This is a genomic window from Limnothrix sp. HT2024, from assembly GCF_059138625.1.
In genome coordinates this window covers 920,433-937,750 of record NZ_CM181121.1, presented here as the reverse complement: position 1 = coordinate 937,750, position 17,318 = coordinate 920,433, and the positions used below count along the sequence as shown (strand labels likewise).

Below are 17,318 nucleotides of genomic sequence, written 5' to 3'. Positions count from 1 at the left end.
GGACTAGACTGCAAAATTCTCGGCTAGTTCCTGGTCTGTTGCTGATACATCGCTCGCAACACCAAGGCCGGATCAATCCAGTCTTTCCCGTATTTAATGCCCCAATGCAGGTGCGGCCCCGTGGTGCGGCCCGTCATGCCCACACGCCCAACCCGCATCCCCGTGGTCACCGTTTGCCCCTGGAAAATCCGTAATCCCCCATCGGGATCGCTCAGGTAGCGGCGGCCTTGCCAGGTCGCCACCCGCCCCATCATGTGACAGTAGGTGTGTTCCCAAGCGCCGGACTGGATCGTGATTGCCGTGCCACATAGCCCACCGTCAGACACTCGAATCACCCGGCCGGCCCACCAACTGCGAATATAGCTACCTTTGGGGGCGGCCAGATCTAGGCCCTTGTGAAACTCCACGCTGCCCCCCCGACGACGGTAGCCAAAGGGCGAGGTATAGGTCTGGAAGTTCTCGACGGGAAATGAACCCTGTTGCCATGAGGTGCGACGGTTCGATCGATCCGATTGATTGCCTTGTCCCGAGTTGCCATAGGGATTGACATAGTTGGGATTGTAGCCCCCGGCATAGTTCCCAACGGAGTTTACCTGGTTAATATTCCTGTTGTAATTGCTGCCGGAATTATTACCATTATTACGAACAGGATTACCGTTGTTGTAACTGTTGCTGTAGCTGTTGTTGTAGTTGCTATAGCTGTTGAAATTGCTGGAGTTAGTCGGGTTATTGGTTGGGGAGTTCCGGTTAGCAGGACGGTTGGCCGCTGGCTGTGCAGAATTGAATCGACTGTCTGGAGAATTTTGGTAATTGGTGTAGCGATTACTGTTCTGATAGCTGCTGTAATAGCTAGTCGCGTTGGCGTTTTGGCGTTGAGCTTGGGTGGTATAGTTTGTCACATTCAAGGGCTGAACAGGGCGCATCTGTGGCTGCCAGTTGGGGTCGGCTTGGCCACGGACAATCGCCGCCGACTCGGCAATCTGCCGCCGGGATGCTTCGATAATTTCAGCAGGGGGCGATGTGGGGGGCGCTTCGAGGCTGGTGCTGGCGGTGTGCTGGGGGCGCTGCCACCAGGGGGCGATCGCCTCCGCTGACAACAGCCCCACCCCAAACAACCCCGCGATCGCCGCCAATTGCCAGTGGGCGCGATCGCGGGCCCGGGGCGATCGGGCCTTGCGCACCAAAGCTTCGCCAGTCAGCGGCGGGGAGGGAAGCTTGGAAAGTGAGAAGCCATGGCTCGATCGAGCTGGGGGCAAGGCAGGACGGTGCAAGGTGCGTGGCGGCATGGGCGGTGGAGCGTTAGCGCCCGTCAACGTGACATAACGTCACCGACTCTACAAAAAAAAATTCGCTCCGTCCACTCTTGACCCGCAATCCGACCACAGAACTACGGATGCTGAATTCTGGGAAAGGGGCGATCGCTCAGCCCCCAAAGAAACGCAAGAGTTTTGCTCTAAAAGTTAGCGTAGGCGCAGGCTAGAGAAGGAAATGTGCTTTTTTATCCACCAAGCTTTGTGGCAGTTCCGTGAAAAACACTGGGTCAGCCTCTACATCTTTTCTGCAATCATGAGGCCATGGTTTTGCTGAAGAGACTGGGCCGTTAACCTTTTAAGAGTCCAGCAAAAAAATATAAATGCCTTGGAGATCAATCGATTTTAAGGGAAATTTCTGAGAGAGAAGGTCTTTAGATAGAATGAATCCAGGGCTGACTTTAGAACAATCATGAATGCTTAGTTAATCCTTGGGTATTGTCTGGGGAAGCGTCTCAGGGAAATGACTCAAGGCTAAGCACTCAAGACTAAGCACTCAAGACTGGGTTGAGCTGATGCTGAGGTGATCCTGAAGCGATCGAGTTCCTGATCAAGTGGCACTACAAGCGATTACAGCGGGTCTGATTATGAATGACCAACAACAGTTGGGGTTACCTAGCCGATCGAATCAATTTCTGACCTATTGGCAATGGGGAAATCCAGACGATCGGCCGCTACTGCTGTTGCACGGACTGGGCGATTGTGCAGCGGTTTGGGAGGGGGCAGCCCAAGAGCTAGCGCAGAAGGGCTATGCGGTGGTTGCACCAGATCTGCCCGGCCACGGGAACAGCAGCAAGGGCGATCGCCCCTACACCACCGAAGCAATCGTTGAAGATTTGGAAGCCCTTTGTAATCACCTGGGCTGGTCTCGGGTGACGGTGGTTGGCCACTCTTGGATGGGCAAGGTTGCCACCCGTTGGATGCAGGATCTTCCCCAGCGATTTCAGCAGGCGGTCATTGTTGACCCGTTTTTTATTGGCAAAATGCCTGATTGGTTGCGCTTAAGCTTCCCAATTTTGTATCGAACCCTGCCATTTTTGAAGCTAACGGGCCCGTTTCCGGATCAAACTTCAGCGGAAGACTGTGCTCGGCAACTCAAACAATATCGTGAGTGGAATCCTTGGCAAGCGGCGGCCTTTGCGGCAAATCTGGAACAAAAAGATGATGGTACTTGGGGTAGCAAACTGGATTTGCTAGCGCGCGATCGCGTGTTTGAAGATGTGCTTGGAATTGCGGGCTTCCAAAAGTCAGTTTCCTTGCCCACGTTGTTGATTTTGCCGGAACAGGGCTTGAATCAATTTGCTTGGCAAACTCGCGATTTCCATCAGTTCTGCGAGCGGCTGACGGTGCAAACGGTTCCCGGCAATCATTGGCCCTTTCTGAATGACCCGATCGGGTTTGCAGAAGCGATTGATCGATGGCTCATTGCGCCCGCCCAAGAACGCCACAATCTTGGTCAAGTGGCGCAATTGGATGTGGTCTGAACGCTGGGTGTGAGGGCTGGATTGCTCTGGCCAACCACCCTGAGTGAGACTCAACAACTAACCGAAGATTCACCGAACAGCGGAGCTGAGTGACGGAGCTGCTGTTGAGAGCATGTTTTTGGTTAAGCTGTTTGTTGAGATTGCGTTGTTGAGATCGCGTTGTTGAGATCGTGCTTAGACGGCAGGTAGTGTGGATCGCGATCGCGTGATTGGGGGCAATCGGAACCCCAGCGATTCAGACCCACGTGATTCAGACCCGGATAATTTTTTTAGATTGGCACTCGCCCAAGGAGATGTTCCCGTGCCGACGGATGCCCAGCCTGTGACCGAAGAAGCCTTTGGAATTGTGCCGATTTATTTGCCGCAGTCGGGCGATCGAGCAGAGGCTTTGTTTTTGCTAGTGCAGCACCGGGCAGGACATTGGGCGTTTCCCAAGGGCCATGCGGAGCCGGGCGAAAGTGCCCTTGAAACAGCGCTTCGGGAATTTACCGAAGAAACCGGCATTCAACATTGCACTCCCGTCACCGACGTGCAGTTTGTTGAAACCTACTGCCGACAGAATAAACTGGTGCAAAAAACGGTGACTTATTTTCCGGCTTGGGTTTTGGATCGGGAAACCAACCTGCAACCGGAGGAAATCCAAGACAGTGCTTGGCTAACCGCAGAAGAAGCCCGATCGCGCATTACGTTCCCGGCTAATCGGGGGGTTCTTGAATCGGCGCTGGAATGGCTGCAATCGCTGCCCACAATGCCTAACCAAGCCGAAAATTAACTCAGCTTCGTCCCCCTAATCCCCATCCATTCAGTCCGAATCAGTCCAATAGTTCTTGCCCAAGACCCTTCGCCCATGCTGCTCGATCGCCCCGTATTGTTTACCCTGCTGGTTGTCGTGACGCTCACGGTTGGCGTGGGGGCGATCGGGCTACTCATTGGTGCAATCGCAAGGCTCTTGGGGCGGCGATGCCTACGCAAAAGCCTCGTCGCGGCCTATGGCAGCGCCTTGGTGGGGGGAGCCTTGGGGGCCCTGGCTTCTTTGGCGGTGACCTTTCCGGTCTCCCTGTTGACCCTGGGCATGGCGGGCGCTTTTGCGGCCACCCCGATCGGGACACTGATTATTCTCTATGTGACGAAAACACGCCGTCCCCGTCGCCGCCGTGCTTCCACCTGAGCATTCAGCGGGCCAAGACGTTCACCCCTAGCTCTATTGGTCATGGGCTGACGGATTGCTCGACCCTTGCCACTGCGAGCCGCCCACGGGACTCGGCAACGCTCAAGACTCGTCGTAGGCCTCCAAATCTAGTAAGTAGATGTAAGGCTCAACCAGCTCTGGCCGCTGAAAGGCGATCGCCCGCAGCAAGTGCCAGTCTCGCAACCCCTCAAAGGGCGTGGCATAATCATCCCGCTCCAGCCGGAGCGCCAACTCGGCCACATCTTGCTCAGTCATTTGGGCAACGGCCGGTTGTGAAATATGCAGTACTTCCACGGTTAAACCTCCTCCAAGCCCTAGACTGATCTTAAGCCGGATGAACCACCAAACAATCGATTTTCCTTGTTTTGGTACGTTAGTTCATGAAAGCGGCCATCGTTCGCCCAAAAGTTAAACCGAAAGTTAAGCCAAAGGTTAAGCCACCAGCTAAACCAAATGCCAGACAATGAGCGCTAGAGGGTTTCTAGGTAGCGCAGTAGGTCGGCCATGTCCTGCGGAGCGGGCTGAAATTGCGGCATGGGGGGTGTTTTGCCGCTAATCACCTGTTCAATCAGGGCGACTTCTGATTTCCGGCTGGCCACATCAAGCAAGCTGGGGCCCACATGACCCGCGCCATCCGCTCCATGACAAACGGCGCAGTTCATGGAAAAAATTGCTTGCCCCCGATCGCGATCGCCCTGCAAGGCGAGGACACTTTCCGCGTAGGGATCCATTGGCTGAAACCACTGGCCCAAGGGCCAAACCATCAGCAAAACGGACAGGACAAGGAGTATCGCGATCGCAAGGGTACGACGCGCCCAAGGTTGGACTGGGGACTGATTAACTGGCGTTTCCAAGGCGATCGCGTTGCTGAGGAACCGACATGAAAGTTTTCATTTAATAACATAGCTCAAAGGTCGCCCCCAGGCCGCCGAAGTTCCCCCCGACTCGCCCACTCAGGGCAGAATCAGTTTTCGGGCTGAGAAGCCGGTAAAATCGGAGGGCGCGTTGCCCGATCGGGAACAGCCACCGCACCAGATCCGCAGTCTTCACTGCTGGAGTCTGACTAAGTGCTTTAAAAATGACTTAATGTTTTAGACGATTTAGGGAAGGAGAATCCGCCGTGATCGAACCTCGCTTGCTCGGTATTGTCTTGGGTCTGATTTTGGTGACGCTGAGTGGTCTGTTTTTCGCAGCCTATCAGCAATATCGTCGCGGCAATCAGTTTGATCTGTAGGTTGATTTGGCCCCGATCGACCCGCTCGATCGTCCCATTCAATTTGAACCGGTGTCTGGAATTCGCGCATCCTCGCGATCGCAATTCCAACCTTAATTCAATCGCTGTATTTACAGCAACGATGCAGTGGAGGCCCGTTTTAAGCAGGTCTCCACACTTTTTTGATCATGCTTTTTTGAGCATAATTTTTGAGCATAAATTAATCATGATTTTTGATCATGAATTGAAGGAATTATTTGAGAATAAACTTGAGTATAAATTGGGTAATAAAAAGGTAACAAGAAGGTGACGCTAGTTGAATATTGTTGATTATGACTTTGATTATGATTGCTTTCTGATGATCACGATTATTTGCTCATTGATTTGCTCATTAAAAAACGCCCAGCCCAAAGGCCGAGCGCTCATGAGTCTTGAACTCAATCCGGTTTAATTTCAGCAAACCAGACTAGGGAGCCAGGGCACTACCCCGCAGCAAACTCCCGATCGTCTTCGCCGTAATCTTCAGTTGAGTCAGCGGATTGGCAGGCACAACCGTCTTATACAAATAGCTGTCAAAGGTCAGCTTTTGCACATCGATGTCTTCGCACATTTCCACAAAGGCTTCGCGCGTCGCATCGGAACGATAAAACACCCGTTGCAGCAGATCCAGCACTAAATAGGTTGCCCCGTACTGCTTATCCCAACGCTTCAGATACTGCTTCAGATCCGCTTCATTGGGAACGCGCTGGCCCTTGTTGGAAAATTCCACAATGGTTTCCGCACACATCCGAGCCGACTTGGCCGCGAAGTAAATCCCTTCGCCAGAAGACTTGGTGACCGTACCGGCCGCATCACCCACCAGGGCCACACGACCCACCACCCGACGAGGGCGGGGATGTTCCGGAATCGGGTGTGCTTCCACCTTGATGATTTGCCCACCTTCGAGGCGTTTGGCTGCTCGGGCCCGAATGCCCGCTTGCAGTTCCTTGATCCGGGCTTGGTTCACGCGCATTGTGCCCGTGCCCACTGCCACGTGATCATATTTGGGGAACACCCAGGCGTAAAAGTCGGGGGAAACATCGTCACCGACGTACATTTCCGCCAAATCCTGGTAGTAATCCATCTTGTCTTCGGGCAGACGGATTCGCTCTTGGAAGGCGATCGCGTAGTTGTAGTCCCCCGCATCGATCGCCTTGGCAATCCGGGAGTTAGCCCCATCAGCCCCAATCACCAAATCCACTTGCAGGGTTTTGGCCACGCCCGCCACCGAACCATCGGAGTGGTCAGCATAGTGCAGGGTGTAGGGAGCCTTGTCATTGCTGGGAATTTCCAGCTTGTGTACTGTGCCGTTAATCAGGTTAGCCCCCAGCTTCACCGCCCGATCGCGCATGAACCCATCCAGGACTTCCCGGCGGCACATACCGATATATTCATCAGGCTTGAGGGTCGAACCGATGTTCACCTCAATATTGGACGGTGAGATCATTTTCATCTTCCGCACGCGGCGATCGATGATCTCCGGCGGAAGTTCAAACTCACCAACCATGCATAAGGGAATTGCGCCGCCGCAGGGCTTGGCGTTGTCCAGCTTGCGCTCGAACAGATAGGTCTCAATTCCAGCTTTAGCGAGCGTTTCTGCGGCTGAGGAACCGGCCGGCCCGCCGCCAACAACAGCAACCCGTAACACGAACAGCTTCTCCTAATTACGCGTGTGGCTGAGGCTTCGACATCACCCTCGTCCTGATGAAATTTCGATCGCGCCTTAGATCCAACCGCAATGCCCAGCGGCTTACAGAGGGGCCTAATTCAGACTCAGAAATTCAATCAAGGCGAGGAGCTTTGAGAAGGCTTGCGATTTTGTTCTGGACTCCAAAGCCACGCGATTAGCATGGGTTACTGCCGCCGTTGAGTTGTCTCCGTCTACTGAACGGATTAACCCGTCACTGTTCAATAACCGCTGGATCGCCCGTCGATTATTAACTGGATCATTCACCGCGCTGCCCATCGGCAACAAAGGCGAAAGGGGGCAATAAACCGCAAAAACCGCTCTGGCCGCCCAAAGATTGGATGTCATCCTATCACGGGGGTTTCCTGTGGCTGGGCGTGCCCCAAGCTTCTATAACGAGAATGCAACAGAGTTTAATGATCTGATACCCCTCGTTCACCAACCTTGAGATCCACAGGCTGAGTTCTCGGGTCATCAAGCTGCGGGAGTGGAGCAACGGGCCGGGGACTAAGGGGTGTCGTCATTTTTCGAGGTGATGCTGAAACGGTTGATCTTCCATATTTTTCGAGGTGATGCTGAAACGGTTGATCTTCCATATTTTTCGAGGTGATGCTGAAACGGTTGATCTTCCATACCCTAATCGTCGCAGCAAGGGGCTTAAGCCCCTTGTCCCTCACGATCTTGCTAACGACAGATCTGGGGTTTCGTGCTCAACGACGGCGGGGGTTAGGGCGATGGTTGACTGGGGGCCCGCCAAGAGACTCAAGGGCATGGGCGAAAATCAGCTAAAGACAAGTACAAATAGTCGTAAACAGGCGCAGATAGTCACAAATAAGCACAAAAAGATAAAAAGAGACAAAAATAAATCGAGGAACTGAGCGCTCCTCGATCGCTTTGCTTGATATTCATCAACCGGGTTCAGCAGTCGATCGCCCATGAATTAGCCACATGAATTAGCCAATTGATGGCGGGAAATCGCCACTGAACCCATCAATAACCTCATTCCTAGAGGAGTCCCAATTACCCCTAAACATTCAGTCACAGCGAGGAGAAAAACCAACGAGCGCTAGGTAGGTGATCAAACACTTAACTTAACCCTTGGGGATCAGCTCTCTGGGCTATTCAGTCCAATTGGAGCCGAGATAGGGTTCATCTTCAAAGGGCTGCACGCCAACTGCGGGATAGTCGTCATGGTCGGGTGCAAAGATTTCACCAAAGCCTTCAAAGACGTATCGCATTGAGGATGAGAGCGAAGTCCAGAATTGCATAACCTAACCTCCGGCTCCATCAATTAAGAGGGAATGAAATGGCTTACCTTCAGCATAGGGAAGTTTCCTGAGAGCTGGGATCGCTCCGTGATAAATCGATGAATTTCGATGAATTTCTCAATGTTTTGTGTGCTAATTTTGCGCAGGAACTTCCTGGAAATTGAGAATTTCAAACAATTCTTGGCAATTTGCCAGCTTTGCAAGTCCTCCCAGTGACTGCTCAGATGTTCCTTCGGGATTCGCTGTCGTTAAACCTGTTCTATGGCCATTCGGATTTACGGTAACCGATCGCTGAAAACGCTACCCGGCCAAACAACCCGGCCGACTGTTTCGCGGGTGCGGGAGGCGTTGTTTCAAATTTGGCAAGGAACGATCGGGGGTTGTCGTTGGCTGGACATTTGCGCCGGATCCGGATCCATGGGCGCGGAGGCCCTAGCGCGGGGGGCGGTTTTGGTGGTGGGGGTGGAACAGTTGCCCCAAGCCTGCGGAGTGATTCGAGACAATTGGCAACGCATTGCCCGATCGCCCCAACGGTTTGAAATTGTGCGGGGAGATGCGCCACGGGTCTTGGCACGATTGCGAGGCCAACGGTTCGATCGCATCTATTTCGATCCGCCCTATGCCGGTGGCCTGTATGAACCGGTTTTGCAGGTTGTTGCTGAGGCGCAATTGTTGGCGGAGGCGGGTGAATGTGCCGTTGAATTCAATCCTAGACAGTGGCAGCCGCCGCTTCAGGTGGGCCAGCTTCGGTGCGATCGGGTCAAGACCTATGGCAACTGTGCCCTGGCTTTTTATGGTTGGTCTGAGGTAACCGCACCTGAGGAAACCCTAGATCTTGCCTGAAGTGGCCCTGGCTGATGATATTTATCCAGAGCCTGTATGGATCCGCTTAATGTAGATCTTCTTGTATAGATAGGTTTTGTACAGAAACGATGACTCAACCCCTTCCAGCCAGTCCCGCAGGCCGCAACAGGTAGTCTGGCACACAGCAACGGCGGCAACGGCTGCACCATACTCGATGGTCGGGAACCCAGCGCGCAACGCGATCGCCGCTGTCTGTCCGGGGGCCATGAAACCGCGAATTATCATTTGTGGCTTGGGGCGCACGGGTTACAAGGTTTTTAATTTGTTGCACCAGCAGGGGGCGGCGGTCACGGGCATTAGCGATCGCCCTTTGCCGGGAGCAAACAGTGCGCAGGTGGTGGTGGGGGATCCCACTTCGGCGGCGGTGTTGCTGTCGGCGGGGGTTGCCACGGCCCAAACTCTGGTGTTGGTGGGCGATCGGGACTCGCAGAATTTAGCGATCCTGATGCAGGCGCGGTTGTTAAACCCGAATTTGCGGGTGGTGCATCGCCTCTATAACGCTCAGTTGGGCGATCGCCTGGATTCCACCTTGGCGGATCACAATAGTTTGAGCGTGTCGGCCCTGGCGGCTCCGGCTTTTGTGTTTGCGGCCTTGGGCAGTCGGGCGATCGGGCAAGTGCGACTGTTCGATCGCCTTTGGCCGATGCGAGAAGAGGCGATCGATTTTGGCCATCCCTGGTTGGGGCGACGGCTTTCGGAACTGTGGGACGATCGGGATCGGATGCTAATCGACTATTTGCCAGTGACACCAGTCGATCGAGGGAGCAATCGTTACGAACCAGAAGACCCACACCGAGAGATCTATCGCGAGGCCCATCGCGAGGCCGCACGCGATTTTCCCCGGGATCTCCAGGGTGATGAGCCACGAGGCGACGTGCGATTTGCGGATCGACCCAATTTAGTGGCAGCCCTCAGCCTGGATCGGGAACTGCAAGTGGGCGATCGGCTGATTGTGGCCGCGCGTCCCACTCGCCGTCCGTCCCAACTGAAACGCCGCCAACGGCTACAGAGTTTTTTGGATGGTTTGGGGCGGCTGGGTCACCAAGGCCGCCCGGCGGCGATCGCCTTTGTGGTGTTGTTGGTGGCGATTGTGGTGTCCACCATTCTCTATGACATGGCCGCCAATAGCCATCTATCGCTGATTGAAGCGTTCTATTTTGCCGTGGGCACAATTACCGGGGCCGGCGGGAAGGAAGATATGCTCGATCGGGCCCCCGATGCCCTCAAAATTTACACCGCTCTGTTGATGTTGGTGGGGGCTGGCATTGTCGGGATTTGCTACGCCCTGCTGAACGATTACATCTTGGGAACTCGGTTTCAGCAGGTTTTGGAGGTGGTGCGGCTGCCCAAACGTGGCCACTTCATTGTGGCCGGGCTGGGGGGGTTGGGCCTCAAAACCGCCCGGGAACTGCGGGCCCAAGGTTGCGAAGTGGTGGTGATTGAACAAGATCCCCGTAATCGATTCTTGGCCACCGCCCGATCGCTGCAAATCCCCGTGGTGATTGGGGATGCCACCTTGCCAGAAACCTTAGTTGCCGTTGGGGTTGAGCGTGCTGAAGCGCTCCTAACCACAACTCAAGATGAATTGGCTAACCTGGAGATTGGGCTAAATGCCCGTACCATCGCCCCCCGACTGGCGATTGTGTTGCGTAATCAGGATCCCCAATCGGCCATGATGATGCAGCAGGTTTTTGAATTTGAAACGGTGCTCAGTCCCGTGGAGCTAGCCGCGCCAGCCTTTGCGGCGGCCGCCTTGGGAGGGCGAATTTTGGGCAGTGGTGTCACGGGCGATCGGCTATGGGTGGCCCTCGGAACCCTCATCACTCCCCTCCATCCCCTTTGTGGCATGGATGTGGAAACTGCCGCCATTCACCTTGACTTTGTGCCGCTATATCTGGAGCGCCCCGACCACGCCACCATCCACGGCTGGGAACTGCTGCAAACCATTTTGGGGGCCCATGATGTTCTGTATCTGTCCATTCCCGCCTGTTACCTCGATCGATTGTGGCGTTTGGCAAGCGATCGCATCCTCAATCAACATCACGACAAGCAATTTCGACGGATCGATCGCTGAAACTTCCCCTTCGTCATTGGCAGAGAATCTGCTCGATCGCTAAATCCTGCATGGTTTTCACCAATATCCCTTGATTTCTATTGCCGCAACTGACGGCAATAGAACAGCATTTTCGACTTAATTTGATCAGCAACCTGCCACCGGGGCCCAATAACTGCGGTATGATCAACAGCATCAGATAATTAAGAAAAAATTAATAACAAAAACAAATATGTATTTGTACTCAGGCTTGAACAACGTCGATCGAGCTACTCGATGCTTAATCAGATCTGGGGCCAAGCCTTAAATTTTTAATTTTCCTAGCCTAAAAGTTGTGAAATTCAGGAATATCAAGGTGCAATTCAGCTTTCGTCAGCACACAAACTTCTACTAAAAGTCCATGGCTTCCTCTAGCTTATCTCCTCTTTTCGTGGCCAAAAAGTTTCAATTTCAGTTTCAGCAGTGGAAAGCAGCCATGATTAGCTTCAAGCCAACCGCGATTCGCTCCAAAATTGCCAGCGGTTATCTGGTTGCTTTAGGGATTCCAATCATCGGAGCCTCGATCGGGATTTTGATTGGTAATCACTACCAAGCAGCCGCCGACCAAAAATTAGCAGAATATCGCGAAGATCAAAGGCGATTGTTGGATTTACAAATTAATATTTTGTCCAACTTGCCCGCAAAATCCCTGAGTCCCTTTACCCATGACTCAGTATCTTTCCGCAAAGCCGGTCAAGCTTTGATCAAACGAATTGAAACTGTCAGCGAATTGACAGAAGGAATGGCCACCGATGATCGGCCCCTATTCATCCAAAATAGAACCGCCTTTAAGCAATATGCAACGGTGGTGTCAGAGTTTTCAAGCTTTGTTCAGCGATCGATTAAGACAATTCAACCGTTGGCCGGTAGCATCAAGAATCAGTACAAGGTTGATGCAGAAATTGGCAAACTCCTCCGCAGCCAGGAATTTAATAACTTCATCGCCTTTACTAATGTTTTGGAGTCCTTAAATATTGATGCCAATCAAGAACTATTGACTGCGGTTCAAGATCGGCGCGAGGCAGAAAATTTTCGGCTGATGATGGCGGTCGGGAGTATTTTCCTGGCGTTGTTGGTATCGGTGTTACTTGGTAATTACACCAGCCGCACGATCGCCCAACCGATCGAAGATCTGGCCAGCCTTGCCCAACAGGTGACCCACGATGCCAACACCCGACTGCGGGCCGATGTCACGACCGTTGATGAGGTGGGAACCTTAGCCCAATCTGTGAACCAGTTGATTGAGTGGGTGGAAAACTACACGCGAGATTTGCAAGCGGCCCAGTTGCAATTGGTACAAACAGAAAAGATGTCTAGCTTAGGAGAATTGGTGGGCGGATTAGCCCATGAAATCAATAATCCGATTAGCTTTATCTACGGCAACTTGGGCTATGTCGATCAGTATGTCTCTGATCTGATTTATTTGGTGAAATATTATCAGGAAAAATATCCCCAAGATGAAACTGATATTGATATGGAAGAGAAAATTGAAGAATTAGAATTTGTAATTGAAGATCTGCCTAAAATGCTGATTTCCATGAAATCGGGAGCGGAGCGGATTCGCGAACTGGTGGTTTCGTTGCGCAATTTTTCACGGTTGGATGAAGCTGATCTCAAAGCCGTTGATTTGCATGAAGGACTAGAAAACACCCTGTTGATGTTGAACTATCGCCTACAACATTGCCGTTTGGAAGATGATATTAAAATCACCAAGCGCTATGGCGACCTGCCGGAAGTTGAATGCTATCCAGCACAGCTCAATCAGGTTTTTATGAATGTGTTGGACAATGCGATCGATGTTTTGAGTGATGAATCAATCCTCCATCCTGAAATTACCCTGAGCACCCAGGTCATTGATTCCGAATGGGTACAACTGAGCATTACCGATAACGGCCCAGGCGTTGAAGAAGCGATTCAGGGTAAGTTGTTTGACCCGTTTTTCACCACCAAGCCGATCGGGCAGGGAACGGGCTTGGGCTTGGCGATCGCCTATCAGGTGGTGCAGCAACATGAAGGGCAAATTCGAGTGATTTCAGCACCGGGTCAAGGAACTACCATTCAAATTGAGTTGCCCATTCAACAAAAATTAGAACCCGAGGAAAATATGCAACCAGCTTTGGAAAAAGCTTTGGCGTAGCAACCCGGTCAGGGCTTCCCGCGATCGCGCCATGGAAAATCCAGCGTTCAGAAGTTTGATCATCGAATCCCGATTCATTGTATGAATTTGGTGTCCGAGTTTGGTGAATTTGGCCCATCTAAGGTGCATCAATCCGATGACTGAAATTTCTGTGAACCGTTGGCAATCCACCGATCATGCCCTCAGCTATTTGGCGCGGGCCGATCGAATTCCGCGTCGCACTGAAGGGGAAGCGGCCCTGCTGGAACAAGTGCCGAAAACGGTACAAAGCATTTTGGATTTGGGTACGGGTAATGGACGACTGCTGGCGTTGCTGAAGGTTGATCGCCCGGCGGCGGTGGGGGTGGCGCTGGATTTTTCGGAAACCATGTTGGCGGCGGTGCGCGATCGATTCGCGGCCGATGACAAGGTGACCGTGGTGGCCCACAATCTCGATACCCCCTTGCCAGAGTTGGGGAAATTTGATGCGATCGTGTCGAGCTTTGCGATTCATCACCTCAGCCATGATCGCAAGCGATCGCTCTATCAAGAGGTATTTCAACAACTGGAGCCGGGGGGCATTTTTGCCAACTTGGAACATGTGGCTTCGCCAACACCCCAGCTTCATGAGCAATTCTTGAAAGCGATTGGCTATCGACCAGGAGAAGATGACCCATCCAATCAATTATTGGATGTTGAAACACAGCTTCAATGGTTTCGAGACATTGGCTTTCAGCAGGTTGATTGCTATTGGAAGTGGTTGGAAATGGCGCTGCTAATTGGCCTCAAACCAGCCTAAGTTTTTGGAGATCGATGGGCAAATTTCAGGATGTTTCCTGGATTTTGGCGTTTTAAAGCCAGCGCGATCAGTTACAGTCCTTTACAATCGAATCGATCCAGTCCGCAACCCCAGGAAGCGACAACGGGGCAAGATGGCCGCGTCGATCGCCCGCTGGATCCGTAGCTGGGGCATCGAGGGCTTGCCTGAAGCCTGTCTGAGCAATGCCGGTTTGGGTCACGGCTGCCGACCCCCTTTAACCATTCAAAGAACTTTAGAAAACCCGAAGCCCTATGACTGCGCTGGTTTCCCCGACTGACTCCCTGGCCCAGGAGGCCTTTCAAACCTGGCTGTGGCGTGGCTACCGAGTGCAATGGTTAGCCCAGGGCAGCGGCCAGCCGATCGTGCTGTTGCATGGGTTTGGGGCTTCGATCGGCCATTGGCGCAAAAATATCCCCGCCCTGGCCGCGGCCGGCTACCGGGTCTATGCGATCGACCTGTTGGGGTTTGGGGGATCCCAAAAGCCCCCGATCGATTACAGCATGGAGCTTTGGCAAGATTTGGTTTTGGATTTTTGGGCTGAATTCATCCAAGAGCCAGCCCTGTGGGTGGGTAACTCGATCGGGGCGCTGTTAGCCCTGATGCTATCGGCGGCCGCGCCGGAGCGCACCCGAGGAACGGTGCTGCTGAACTGCGCCGGAGGGCTAAATCATCGCCCCGAGGAATTAAACCCGGTGTTGCGGTTGGTGATGGGCACGTTTGCCCAAGTGGTGAATACCCCAGGAATTGGGCGGTTCATGTTCAATCAAATTCGCCAAAAACACCGGATTCGCGGCACGCTCAAGCAGGTTTATGGCAACCCAGAAGCCGTTACGCCGGAACTGGTGGATTTGCTGCATGAACCTTCCGGGGATGAGGGCGCATACGAAACCTTTGCCTCAATTTTGGCCGCACCGCCGGGCCCCAAACCCGAAACGCTGCTGCCCCAAATTGCCGGGCCGCTGTTGGTGTTGTGGGGGGAAACGGATCCTTGGACACCGATTCAGGGAGCCAAAATCTATCAGGATTTGGCGGAAACGGCGGGCGATCGGGTAACGTTCTTGTCGATTCCCAATACGGGCCATTGCCCCCACGATGAGCGTCCCGAAGTTGTCAACTCGGCGATCGTCAACTGGCTGAGTCAGATGGCCTGAGTGGGGCGCTAAATTTTTGACGCTCGCTTAACCTTTGGCGCTAAATCTTTGACGCTAAATTTTTGACGCTTAACCTTTGACGCTAAATCTTTGACGGTTGACCGTTGACTGACCGCTGATTAGCCGCATAACAAGGGCCCGTTGCGCCTAATCCACGCGGCGGCCGGGCCGATCGCGTTGCAAAACCTTGCAAAATTCAAGTCAAGTTCACCGCCAAGCCGGGCCCAATGGCAATATGGACGGGCCCGATGCAATGGGCAACCCGACCCCAGGGCGATCGGCTGTTCCCGCATTTTGGAATTAGCCCTAGGCTATCCCCGCGATCGGGGTTGCCCCGGGTTCATCAACCGCAACGCTCACCCATAGGCAGGTTATGGAGAGGTGCTGTGCGAGCGCAGTGCCGACGACTTGCCAATGACGCGCAAATTACGAGACACAGCTCTGAGCTGGCCGCTGATCGCATGACTGCCAATCCATCTTCCGCCTCCCGATCGAACCGTCGCGCCAAAGCTGTCAAGTTTGTGAGGCGCTGGCATTTGGTGCTGTGGACTGAGCGGCTGCTGATCCTCGTCGCTTGGCTAAATTTGATGTTGGTGGCGTTCCACATGACCTATGTGCCGCTGCGATCGTGGTACTTGCGCGCGGCCCTGCTGGTGCGCGATTGGGGCACGGAGCTTCCCTTGCTGGGCCAGGTAGTGGGGCCGCCGGGAGAAGTGCGGCTGTTCTATGACCCGATCGTGGGGATTGAGCCGGAACGCCAAACCCAGGCTTACCTGAAAGTGGTTGATCAACTGGTGACGGTGCTGGAGCGAGGGGGCGTTGATTCGCCTCAGGTGTCGCCCCTGCTGGCGGATCTGCGCGATCGCAGCCAGGAAATGATTAACCAAAATCCGTTCACCCTGTCCGATCGCACCGGTAGCCTGGAAATTATTAAAAACCGAATGCGCGATCGACTGGGTTTGGAGTCCTCCAAACGTGCCTTTGACACCTTTTGGAGTGTTGACTATCTTCGTTCGCGCACTTGGACCAGGGAACTCCGATTTTTTGATCGAGAAATTCGGTTTCAACTGCAAAGTAACTATTTTCGCAGCATTGGGGAAGACGGGCGACCCGCCGACTATTTTGGAATTTTAGATACGCCCTTTGTCATTTTGTTTGCGGTGGAATTTGTGGTGCGGACTTTGTGGATCCGTCGCCGCTATTCGGCCCTCAGTTGGCAAGCCGCTGCCTTCAGCCATTGGTGGGATTTGTTGTTCATTAGTCCCTTCTTCCGTTGGTTGCGAATTATTCCCGTCGTCATCCGTAGCAACAAGGCACAATTTCCCAACTTGGAACCGATTCGGGCCCTGATCAGCCGAGGAATTTTGGCGGGCATTGCCTCGGAATTAACGGAAGTGGTGGTGCTGGAGTTTATTTATGGTCTCCAGAGTTCAGTGAAGTCTGGCAGCTTGTCCCAGCAAATTTTGGATGTGGCGAATAATCCCTATGTGGAAGTGAATGACGTGAATGAGATTCAGGCGATTTTTGATCGCGTTCTGCAACTGAGTCTCTATCGTGTTCTGCCCGAAATTCAAGAGGATTTAGCCAAACTTTTGGCCTATCAAATGGAATCGGTTTTGGCTCGCACGCCAACCTATCAAGCCCTGCGAGCTTTGCCAGGATTCAGCAATTTTTCAAATCAGTTAGCGGGGCAGATTGCGGCAAATCTATCCGCCATTGCCACTAATGTGCCCCAAAAGGCCTACAAAACCTTTGCGGTTCCTGATCCTGAGGCGGAAAAATTGCTTGAAAAATTAGTCGAGGATGCTTCGGCTGCGTTTCGTCAGGGATTGGCAGAACCCAAAACTCAGCAGGAATTGCAAGAGCTAATTTTTGATTTGTTGGAAGAGCTGAAGTTGAGCTACATCAAGCGATCGCGCGATCGGGCGGATTCCTTACAAATCTTGCAGGAAACGGAGCAGTTGCGGCTCAAGGCAGGAAAGACCAAGCTTTGATTTCGCTCAGCCCAAATCCAGCCAACACAGACCAGCCGATGGCAACCGAGATTTCTTAACTCACGCTTAACGAACATGCTTAACTAAACTG

At 53.1% G+C, this 17,318-nt stretch carries 17 protein-coding genes; 11 read left to right on the top strand and 6 right to left on the bottom strand.

Translation table 11 applies throughout. The features are described 5' to 3' along the window. Window positions 1-23: 23 nt before the first annotated feature. The gene (locus AC2IAX_RS03885; RefSeq protein ID WP_494390268.1) at window positions 24-602 is read right to left on the bottom strand and encodes a M23 family metallopeptidase; all 579 of its coding nucleotides are present in this window, start codon (window positions 600-602) and stop codon (window positions 24-26) included. Between the two features lie 1,262 nt (window positions 603-1,864). Between AC2IAX_RS03885 and AC2IAX_RS03880 the strand changes: the two genes are divergently transcribed. The 3 genes from AC2IAX_RS03880 to AC2IAX_RS03870 all read left to right on the top strand — a co-directional run bounded on the left by AC2IAX_RS03880 (window position 1,865) and on the right by AC2IAX_RS03870 (window position 3,962). Next, a complete protein-coding gene (locus tag AC2IAX_RS03880) occupies window positions 1,865-2,794 on the top strand; it encodes an alpha/beta fold hydrolase (protein ID WP_494389414.1) in 930 nt (309 codons plus the stop codon). Between the two features lie 301 nt (window positions 2,795-3,095). Continuing rightward, entirely contained in the window at window positions 3,096-3,566 is a 471-nt protein-coding gene (locus AC2IAX_RS03875; RefSeq protein WP_494389413.1) for a bis(5'-nucleosyl)-tetraphosphatase, read from the top strand. A 75-nt stretch (window positions 3,567-3,641) separates the two neighbouring features. Continuing rightward, window positions 3,642-3,962 (top strand): hypothetical protein, encoded by a 321-nt coding sequence (locus tag AC2IAX_RS03870; protein WP_494389412.1) that lies wholly within the window; start codon window positions 3,642-3,644, stop codon window positions 3,960-3,962. A 102-nt stretch (window positions 3,963-4,064) separates the two neighbouring features. Here the strand turns inward: AC2IAX_RS03870 and isiD are convergent, their stop codons facing one another. After that, the gene (gene isiD, locus AC2IAX_RS03865; protein ID WP_304441447.1) at window positions 4,065-4,277 is read right to left on the bottom strand and encodes a protein IsiD; all 213 of its coding nucleotides are present in this window, start codon (window positions 4,275-4,277) and stop codon (window positions 4,065-4,067) included. A 176-nt stretch (window positions 4,278-4,453) separates the two neighbouring features. Beyond that, on the bottom strand, window positions 4,454-4,747 hold the full coding sequence (locus AC2IAX_RS03860) for a c-type cytochrome (protein WP_494389411.1): 294 nt from the start codon (window positions 4,745-4,747) through the stop codon (window positions 4,454-4,456). 356 nt (window positions 4,748-5,103) lie between these two features. On the opposite strand from AC2IAX_RS03860, the gene petG reads away from it, so the two are divergent. Then, window positions 5,104-5,217, top strand: a complete 114-nt coding sequence (gene petG, locus AC2IAX_RS03855) for a cytochrome b6-f complex subunit V (protein ID WP_099531563.1) — start codon at window positions 5,104-5,106, stop codon at window positions 5,215-5,217. Window positions 5,218-5,662: 445 nt separating this feature from the next. Here the strand turns inward: petG and chlP are convergent, their stop codons facing one another. Both chlP and AC2IAX_RS03845 read right to left on the bottom strand, forming a co-directional pair. Then, complete coding sequence (gene chlP, locus AC2IAX_RS03850; RefSeq protein ID WP_494389410.1) at window positions 5,663-6,883, bottom strand: geranylgeranyl reductase; 1,221 nt, start codon at window positions 6,881-6,883, stop codon at window positions 5,663-5,665. Window positions 6,884-8,040: 1,157 nt separating this feature from the next. Continuing rightward, window positions 8,041-8,190, bottom strand: a complete 150-nt coding sequence (locus AC2IAX_RS03845) for an isochorismate synthase (protein ID WP_494389409.1) — start codon at window positions 8,188-8,190, stop codon at window positions 8,041-8,043. Window positions 8,191-8,451: 261 nt separating this feature from the next. On the opposite strand from AC2IAX_RS03845, the gene rsmD reads away from it, so the two are divergent. Then, window positions 8,452-9,033 (top strand): 16S rRNA (guanine(966)-N(2))-methyltransferase RsmD, encoded by a 582-nt coding sequence (gene rsmD, locus AC2IAX_RS03840; protein WP_494389408.1) that lies wholly within the window; start codon window positions 8,452-8,454, stop codon window positions 9,031-9,033. 21 nt (window positions 9,034-9,054) lie between these two features. Here rsmD and AC2IAX_RS03835 read toward each other — a convergent pair whose 3' ends face one another. Further along, window positions 9,055-9,261, bottom strand: a complete 207-nt coding sequence (locus AC2IAX_RS03835; protein ID WP_494389407.1) for a hypothetical protein — start codon at window positions 9,259-9,261, stop codon at window positions 9,055-9,057. On the opposite strand from AC2IAX_RS03835, the gene AC2IAX_RS03830 reads away from it, so the two are divergent. The 6 genes from AC2IAX_RS03830 to AC2IAX_RS03805 all read left to right on the top strand — a co-directional run bounded on the left by AC2IAX_RS03830 (window position 9,260) and on the right by AC2IAX_RS03805 (window position 17,227). Continuing rightward, entirely contained in the window at window positions 9,260-11,128 is a 1,869-nt protein-coding gene (locus tag AC2IAX_RS03830) for a potassium channel family protein (RefSeq protein ID WP_494389406.1), read from the top strand. The genes AC2IAX_RS03835 and AC2IAX_RS03830 overlap by 2 nt on opposite strands. Before the next feature lie 379 nt (window positions 11,129-11,507). After that, the gene (locus tag AC2IAX_RS03825) at window positions 11,508-13,283 is read left to right on the top strand and encodes a sensor histidine kinase (RefSeq protein WP_494389405.1); all 1,776 of its coding nucleotides are present in this window, start codon (window positions 11,508-11,510) and stop codon (window positions 13,281-13,283) included. A 136-nt stretch (window positions 13,284-13,419) separates the two neighbouring features. Further along, complete coding sequence (locus tag AC2IAX_RS03820; protein WP_494389404.1) at window positions 13,420-14,061, top strand: class I SAM-dependent methyltransferase; 642 nt, start codon at window positions 13,420-13,422, stop codon at window positions 14,059-14,061. A gap of 272 nt (window positions 14,062-14,333) precedes the next feature. Beyond that, window positions 14,334-15,233, top strand: a complete 900-nt coding sequence (locus AC2IAX_RS03815) for an alpha/beta fold hydrolase (protein WP_494389403.1) — start codon at window positions 14,334-14,336, stop codon at window positions 15,231-15,233. Between the two features lie 141 nt (window positions 15,234-15,374). Then, entirely contained in the window at window positions 15,375-15,599 is a 225-nt protein-coding gene (locus tag AC2IAX_RS03810; protein ID WP_494389402.1) for a hypothetical protein, read from the top strand. A 95-nt stretch (window positions 15,600-15,694) separates the two neighbouring features. After that, window positions 15,695-17,227: a hypothetical protein gene (locus AC2IAX_RS03805; RefSeq protein WP_494389401.1), complete on the top strand. Its 1,533-nt coding sequence runs from the start codon at window positions 15,695-15,697 to the stop codon at window positions 17,225-17,227. Window positions 17,228-17,318 lie beyond the last annotated feature (91 nt).

Coding starts and splice junctions, on each gene's coding strand:
- AC2IAX_RS03835 (WP_494389407.1), bottom strand. CDS start 9,261: ATGGCCCCCGGACAGACAGCGGCGATCGCGTTGCGCGCTGGGTTCCCG.
- AC2IAX_RS03860 (WP_494389411.1), bottom strand. CDS start 4,747: ATGGTTTGGCCCTTGGGCCAGTGGTTTCAGCCAATGGATCCCTACGCG.
- rsmD (WP_494389408.1), top strand. CDS start 8,452: ATGGCCATTCGGATTTACGGTAACCGATCGCTGAAAACGCTACCCGGC.
- AC2IAX_RS03825 (WP_494389405.1), top strand. CDS start 11,508: ATGGCTTCCTCTAGCTTATCTCCTCTTTTCGTGGCCAAAAAGTTTCAA.
- AC2IAX_RS03845 (WP_494389409.1), bottom strand. CDS start 8,190: ATGCAATTCTGGACTTCGCTCTCATCCTCAATGCGATACGTCTTTGAA.
- AC2IAX_RS03870 (WP_494389412.1), top strand. CDS start 3,642: ATGCTGCTCGATCGCCCCGTATTGTTTACCCTGCTGGTTGTCGTGACG.
- AC2IAX_RS03820 (WP_494389404.1), top strand. CDS start 13,420: ATGACTGAAATTTCTGTGAACCGTTGGCAATCCACCGATCATGCCCTC.
- AC2IAX_RS03805 (WP_494389401.1), top strand. CDS start 15,695: ATGACTGCCAATCCATCTTCCGCCTCCCGATCGAACCGTCGCGCCAAA.
- AC2IAX_RS03815 (WP_494389403.1), top strand. CDS start 14,334: ATGACTGCGCTGGTTTCCCCGACTGACTCCCTGGCCCAGGAGGCCTTT.
- AC2IAX_RS03830 (WP_494389406.1), top strand. CDS start 9,260: ATGAAACCGCGAATTATCATTTGTGGCTTGGGGCGCACGGGTTACAAG.